The sequence below is a fragment of the Microcystis sp. M049S2 genome (assembly GCF_020245625.1).
GTDB classification, from domain to species: domain Bacteria; phylum Cyanobacteriota; class Cyanobacteriia; order Cyanobacteriales; family Microcystaceae; genus Microcystis; species Microcystis ichthyoblabe_A.
Window position 1 is genome coordinate 20,706 of sequence record NZ_JADBUN010000136.1, and the last position, 6,899, is coordinate 27,604.

General features: G+C 37.6%; 5 protein-coding genes. 3 read left to right on the plus strand and 2 right to left on the minus strand.

From position 1 onward, the window contains the following. The gene (gene feoB / locus IM496_RS11740; RefSeq protein ID WP_287661998.1) at positions 1-2,325 is read left to right on the plus strand and encodes a Fe(2+) transporter permease subunit FeoB; all 2,325 of its coding nucleotides are present in this window, start codon (positions 1-3) and stop codon (positions 2,323-2,325) included. Positions 2,326-2,434: 109 nt separating this feature from the next. Next, positions 2,435-2,674, plus strand: coding sequence for a FeoC-like transcriptional regulator (locus tag IM496_RS11745; protein WP_287661999.1), 240 nt, complete (start codon positions 2,435-2,437; stop codon positions 2,672-2,674). Between the two features lie 163 nt (positions 2,675-2,837). Here the strand turns inward: IM496_RS11745 and IM496_RS11750 are convergent, their stop codons facing one another. After that, positions 2,838-5,582, minus strand: a complete 2,745-nt coding sequence (locus IM496_RS11750; RefSeq protein WP_287662000.1) for a CHAT domain-containing protein — start codon at positions 5,580-5,582, stop codon at positions 2,838-2,840. A 21-nt stretch (positions 5,583-5,603) separates the two neighbouring features. Beyond that, positions 5,604-6,227 carry a COP23 domain-containing protein gene (locus IM496_RS11755; RefSeq protein ID WP_287662001.1) on the minus strand — a complete coding sequence of 208 codons (624 nt, stop codon included), beginning with the start codon at positions 6,225-6,227 and terminating at the stop codon, positions 5,604-5,606. A 219-nt stretch (positions 6,228-6,446) separates the two neighbouring features. Between IM496_RS11755 and IM496_RS11760 the strand changes: the two genes are divergently transcribed. After that, complete coding sequence (locus IM496_RS11760) at positions 6,447-6,686, plus strand: FeoC-like transcriptional regulator (protein WP_287662002.1); 240 nt, start codon at positions 6,447-6,449, stop codon at positions 6,684-6,686. Positions 6,687-6,899 lie beyond the last annotated feature (213 nt).

A 6,899-nucleotide genomic window follows, 5' to 3' on the forward strand; every position in this document is an offset into this window, starting at 1 on the left:
ATGGTCAAACCCATTATCGCCTTAATCGGCAATCCTAACTGTGGCAAAACTACCCTTTTTAATGCTCTCACCCGGTCCAATCAACGGACCGGCAACTGGCCGGGAGTAACAGTCGATCGCAAAGAGGGAAGATTTCAAGTTAACGGGGAAGATATCACCCTTGTGGATTTACCCGGAGTCTATTCCCTTGATGTGGAAGAAGGGGAGACAGGAATGGATGAATTAGTCGCTAGGGACTATCTGCTGTCAGGAGAAGCGGATTTAGTGATTAATATCGTCGATGCTGCTAATTTAGAGCGCAATCTCTACCTTACTACCCAAATCATGGAGATGCGTTTACCGATGTTGATTGCCCTGAATATGATGGATGTGGCCAAAACTAGGGGTATTGTGGTTAATCCGCAACTCTTAAGCGTTCGCATGGATGCAATTGTCGTCCCGATTAGTGCGGTTAAAGGGGAGGGAATCGGAGAATTAAAGCAAAAAATTGGGGAATTAGTCGATGATATTAACCATACTGCTGCTTATGTGGCTTATCCTGCGGTAATTGAGGAAGCTCTTAACGAGATTGTTGCCTACATTAACGACCATAGCAGTAAAAGGATCGTTGAGCCAAGATGGACCGCTTTAAATTTACTGCAATACGAGGATCGCATCGTCCCAGAATTGCGCTCCCAGGAACTATTAAGCATTATCGTCAAGCATAGACGACAAATACACCAAGTTTTAGGGGAAGACCTTGATATTTTAATTGCTGATACTCGTTATGGCTTTATTCAACAAGTTACTCAGGGAGCCACTCAACGGACTGGACAGATAAATGATACCATGTCCGATAGCCTCGATCGGATTGTTCTCGATCGCTGGTTAGGAATTCCGATATTTTTGGGCGTAATGTACCTAATGTTCTTGTTTACAATCAATGTTAGTGCTGCCTTTATCGATTTCTTCGATTTAACTGCCCAGACTATCTTTGTCGATGGTTTGTCCCAAGTTTTACAAAAAATCCATACCCCCGGTTGGCTAATTGCTCTGCTCGCTGATGGAGCGGGGGGAGGTGTGCAAACCGTCGCCACTTTTATCCCCGTAATTGGCTTTATGTTCCTCTTTTTGTCAATTTTAGAGGATTCCGGCTATATGGCCCGGGCAGCCTTCGTCATGGACCGATTGATGCGTTTGGTGGGATTGCCGGGTAAATCCTTTGTCCCCATGCTAGTGGGATTTGGTTGCAGTGTGCCGGCAATTATGGCCACCAGGACCCTAGAAAATTCCCGTGATCGTTTAATGACGATTATGATGAATCCTTTTATGTCCTGTGGGGCCAGATTACCTGTTTATGCCCTATTTGCGGCGGCTTTTTTCCCCATAGGTGGTCAAAATATCGTTTTTGGTCTTTATATCTTAGGAATTCTCGCCGCTATTTTGACGGGATTGGTGATGAAAAAAACCCTACTCAAGGGAGAAGTCAGTCACTTTATTATGGAATTGCCTCCCTATCATCTACCGCGTCTGAAAGGGGTTTTAATTCGCACTTGGGAACGTCTGCAAGCGTTTTTATGGAAAGCTGGACGAGTTATCGTTTTAATGGTGATGATTTTGGGACTACTCAACTCCCTCAGTTTTGATGGTTCTTTTGGTAATCAAGACAGCGAGCGATCGGTTTTAAGTGCCACCAGTAAAGCTGTAACTCCTATTTTCTCACCCATGGGACTAGAGCAGCAAAATTGGCCGGCAACAGTGGGAATTTTTACGGGAGTTTTTGCCAAAGAAGCAATGGTAGGGACATTAAACTCAATTTACAGCCAACTAGCAGGGGAAGATAACCCGAATAAGGGGGTAGCAGCCGAAAAATTCGACTTTTGGGGGCAAATTCAGGAAGCTATTGCCACTATTCCCGCCAATTTAGCGCAATTACCCAATCAATTACTTGATCCCTTGGGTTTGAATATTGGTAATCTGCAAGATCAAAAAACGGCTGCCGAGAAGCAAGAAGTAGATTTAGGAATCTTTGGGGCAATGGTGAAAAGATTTGATGGTCAAGCGGGTGCTTTTGCCTATCTGTTGTTTGTTCTGCTCTATTTTCCCTGTGTTTCGGCCACATCGGCAGTATATCGCGAAACTAATGCCGGTTGGACTGCTTTTATTGCCTTCTGGACCACAGGAATGGCCTATATTGTTGCCACTTCCTTCTATCAAATCGCCACTTTTTCTCGACATCCGGGATTTTCTCTCTTTTGGATAGTCTTGATGGGTTTAACCGTAGTCGGGGTTTTATTCACACTAAAAAATCTCCGTCCCCGAAAAATCAACCGTCCGGCAATTTAAAAGTAGGGTGGGTTAGGCGACAAAAAGCTAGGCAACTAACAAATTATTTAGATTCGCCGTAACCCACCGCAATCAAGCAACTTTTCTCGATTTTTTTCGCTTATAAACCATGATTTTAATCGATATACAGGCTTATCTTGCCAAAAATCAGAAAGCATCTCTGTCTGACTTATCTACACACTTTCGGATGTCAGCGGATGCCTTAAGTCCCATGCTCGATCGCTTGCTGAAAAAAGGGCGAATTCGCCTGATTTCCCTAGAAAAATGCGGAGGATGCAGCCGTTGTTCCCCGGAATCTATGGCTTTTTACGAATGGATTGAAGGCAATTCCGCAGGGACAAACAACTAAAAGTTCACTACTACAGAAGTGATCTCACCATTAAGATAACTGCTGTATTAAGCTGTGCCGAATTTAAACTGCGTATTGAAAATATTAGTACAAATGCTCAAACTGCCTCTCCCTTCTCTCTTCTCCCTTACCGTCTTAACAAGTAATTTAGATAGTCAACAGCTTAGGGGGTTTTGGGTTTATTCTTTTTTTCTACGAATTGATAAGTTTCTTTCCTAATCTGTCCCCATCTCTCGGTAACAGTAAATTCTATTCTTCCATTAGGTTTAATTTTAACATCACTAATACTTACGCGATCGCCTAATCCGTAGCTATCAACATGAACAGGTTTCCCGTGATCGTTAATAACAATAGCTAAATCCATAAAGGTTCCACTTCCACCAGTATTTTGATTAATAACTACAACAGCATCTTTAGCACCGTCACCATTTAAGTCTCCCAGTTTAATCGTCTCTCCAAGCCAGATTGAATTCCCTCCAATCGCACCATTCTCATATTTTGAAAAGAACTCCCCATTGTTTAATTTTACTTTACTAGCTGGATCATACGAATAATATTCTGCATTTTTTAGTTGTTCAATTGTTAACTCTTTAGATTCAGATGATTGATTTTCTCTGGATTTAATTGGAATCTGAGAAATATCAGCTTCTCCAACTAAAAGAAAACCAGACCAGTCAACAGGATTATTTTTATTTTTTATCATTGTGAGTATAGCTTGTCTCAAGGCTTGCGCTTTATCCGATGTCTTCCCAAGATGTTTGTAGAATTCAATCATAAGCGTTGAAGTTGTATCGTCATATACCGACCAAAGAGAAACAACAACACTTGGAACCCCATTTGCAATAAAAGGACGTGCTAAACCAATTACTCCATCAGTTGTAATATCTCCTATTCCTGTGTTGCAAGCACTCAATACAACTAATTCTGCATTCAAATTTTTTAAATTATAGATTTCTGCTTCATCAAGCAGTCCATCATCTTTTGCTGAAGGTGTTAGAGCGATAACATTAACCCCTTTTTTGTATTCACTTTCAATAAGGTAACTAGGATATCCATCTGCTTTACGGCGATTTAATCTACTCAAAACTTTTGGACGATTGACTTGCACATCTAGTATTGCATGAGTAGCAAAATGAATGATTTTCGCTTGGGAAATTTGATTTAGAATATTTTTTTCTGTTGCTTGTTGTCCAATCAGTGGCTTTGTACCTAATAATTTCCCAATAGCTTTAGCTTCTTGTTCTGCATAAGGTAGATTGTCATATTCTTCTGCAATGTTAGAATTAATTAACTTTATTTTGGGTATCGCTGGATTACCAACAACTAAAATTTTATTTCCTGTTTCGGAACGCTCTTGTACTTTTTTGCGAAGAATGTCTAAGGATTGAATAGAAGGAAAAATACGAATAGTATGTTTTTCAATCAAATATCTACCATCTGTTGACTTCAAAGCAGCAAAAGGAACCCGATATAAGTCTTTCTCAGGAAAAAAGATAATATGCTTTTCTGGATTATTTGGTAAAAGTTCTTCTATTGGCTTAATCAATATCTGATAGAGTATTTGTAAGCATTCATCGTCATCTTGACAGTTTTCTTGAGTTAAGTTAGAAGGTAAGTTTCGAGTTGGTTTCCCTCTTACAGCAATAAAAGTTTCTTTAGTAAAATTTTTAAATGAAAATTGACTGTCATTGGAAGAGTGTTGACTGGCAATCTCAATTTTTGTCGATTGTTTTTGATGATCACGAGAATCGCTAATCTGAGCATTTAGAAAGGGTAAACCTCCAGCAACTACACAAATAATTATCAAGCTTGGTATAATGAAACTTTTTTTATTTGCAATAATCAAAATACCAATAAAAATAACACCAATAGTTAAAACTAGAATTACAGGAAATTCAGATGAGCGAAGAGTTTGATTATAAGCTTCATTGTAAAGATTTTCTTTTATTTGTTCTAAATTATTTAGATTCACACTCCGAGAATGGAATTTGCCATTTGGCTGAATAACATAGATAAAAAGAGTATTATTATCAATAATTGAATATTCAATCAAAGTGGCTTTCTGTTCTTTAGCGATCACTCGCAGTTTTTCTATATCATATTTAGGCTCTTGAAATTGTTTAAAGGGATCATCTTTGACAGATAATAATGAAATTAATCCGAGTGATCTTCCCCTTTCCGAAAACTCCAAAGCTTTTTCTGGTTGATTTCTCCCTACCTTGATTTTCTGTAAAAGCGAATAAAGTTCTTGATATTGGTCTGTTAAAGAACTTGCACCTCTTGGAATCAATTGGTTATTATAAGTACGATATACATATTCACTACTATTAATGAGTATTTCAATTATCTTAAGTGCTTTAAATGCCTCTTGATCGGACTCTTGTAACTTTTTTGCATTATAAAAAGATTTGCTTAATTTTATATATAGATTAATAAGGCGCAAATCTGTTTCAGAAAATTTAGATAAATAACTTGATGCTTCTTTATAATGTTGAATAGCTTTTGAATAATTTTGCATTTTATAATAGATATCTCCTAAACTTTCTGAAAGATCATCTATTTTCAACTGCATAGAAGACCTATTATTCTTATTTTCCCAATATCTGTAGTATCTTGCGTATAATAAACCTCTTTGGAGATATTCAATAGCTTGCTCATAGTTTCCAGATTCTTGAGATAACTGTGCTTTTATCTCTAACATACAAATTCGCTTTTCAATATCATTTCTTTTATATTGACATAAATCTTTTTGGGTAGTAGATTGCACAAGTTGAACAGTAGAATTTTTATGATCAGACACTTGTGCTGAAGTTGTCTTCATTCCTAAATTACCAAAATTAGAATAAGTCAATAAACCTATCAGTAAAAATAAGCGAAAAAGTAAACTTCTTAAGTATTGATGATTCATGATAACAACATTGTCGGCTAATTAATGACTAATGACTCGCTTTTTGCTTTGAATCCGTGGTGCTTCTTTTATATATTGTTCGATATCCAATATTATCTCAGAATTACTTGAATTACCTCTTTTGACTCTAATAGCTTCAGTTTGAAAGGCGATAATTTCCCTAAGAACTTTAGACTTATCTTCCCCTTTTTTAAGGGTAATTAGCAAATTATCTTCATTGCAATTATCACTATTATTTTTTGTTTTGCTAATACAAAATACTGGATAATTATTCAAAGAACCGCCAGTAATGTATTTGAAAAAGTCGCCATGTTTTTCGTTAAAAACTTGCAATCTTCTGGCAACTGCTTGACATCGTTCTACAGGAGACCATTTATCTCCAAATGATTTATCTTCCCATGTAAAAAAAGGAATATCAACCTTATCCGTTGTTATAAGTGTAGTTGGTAATGTTTTTCCATCTATGGCGTGATAAGGATCACACCAAAATGAGTATTTACTCCTTTGTTCTTCTCTACTTTCCTCTGGTGGTTGAGTTTTTTTATATTCAGTTAAAGAATTAATAACTAGAGCGACACCTGGCAATATTGCAGCAATCCCTCCGGTTAACATTATTTTCAAAAAATCAGCTTTTTTCTCGCTCATCGTTCTATCATCAAGAAAAGCAACACTTAGTCAATTTTAACATATAGTCATTTCAATTAAGATTGAGAATATCAATACCAGATTTCATAAGGGTTTTATCGGTCTAGATTGTATCAGACCTATCTGAAATGACTACATCTACGAAAACAGTGTATTTGTATGAACGAACTCGGTCGAAAGCAATCAAGCAATTTTTATCAATTTTTTCGCTTATAAACCATGATTTTAACCGATATACAGGCTTATCTTGCCAAAAATCAGAAAGCATCTCTGTCTGACTTATCCAAACACTTTCGGATGTCAGCGGATGCCTTAAGTCCTATGCTCGATCGCTTGCTGAAAAAAGGGCGAATTCGCCTGATTTCCCTAGAAAAATGCGGAGGATGCATCCGTTGTTCTCCGGAATCTATGGCTTTTTACGAATGGATTGAGGGCAATTCCACAGGGACAAACAGATAAAAGTTCACTACTACAGAGGTAATCTCACCATTAAGATAACTGCTGTATTACCAGTCGCTTTCAACGGGGATAGGCTCTTCTAGGTTCTGTGTGATAAGTTTAACTTACAGAGGATCGATCAATCTTTGTGTCCTTTGTGTCTTTGTGGTTCCTTCCACTCGCTCGCCAGAAAGAATGTATCTTAGAATACATTTTGCCCACCAAACCTAAGAG

What these genes read in the sequence shown, in the direction of transcription:
- IM496_RS11750 (WP_287662000.1), bottom strand. Translation starts at nt 5,582, where the DNA reads ATGAATCATCAATACTTAAGAAGTTTACTTTTTCGCTTATTTTTACTG.
- IM496_RS11760 (WP_287662002.1), top strand. Translation starts at nt 6,447, where the DNA reads ATGATTTTAACCGATATACAGGCTTATCTTGCCAAAAATCAGAAAGCA.
- IM496_RS11745 (WP_287661999.1), top strand. Translation starts at nt 2,435, where the DNA reads ATGATTTTAATCGATATACAGGCTTATCTTGCCAAAAATCAGAAAGCA.
- IM496_RS11755 (WP_287662001.1), bottom strand. Translation starts at nt 6,227, where the DNA reads ATGAGCGAGAAAAAAGCTGATTTTTTGAAAATAATGTTAACCGGAGGG.
- feoB (WP_287661998.1), top strand. Translation starts at nt 1, where the DNA reads ATGGTCAAACCCATTATCGCCTTAATCGGCAATCCTAACTGTGGCAAA.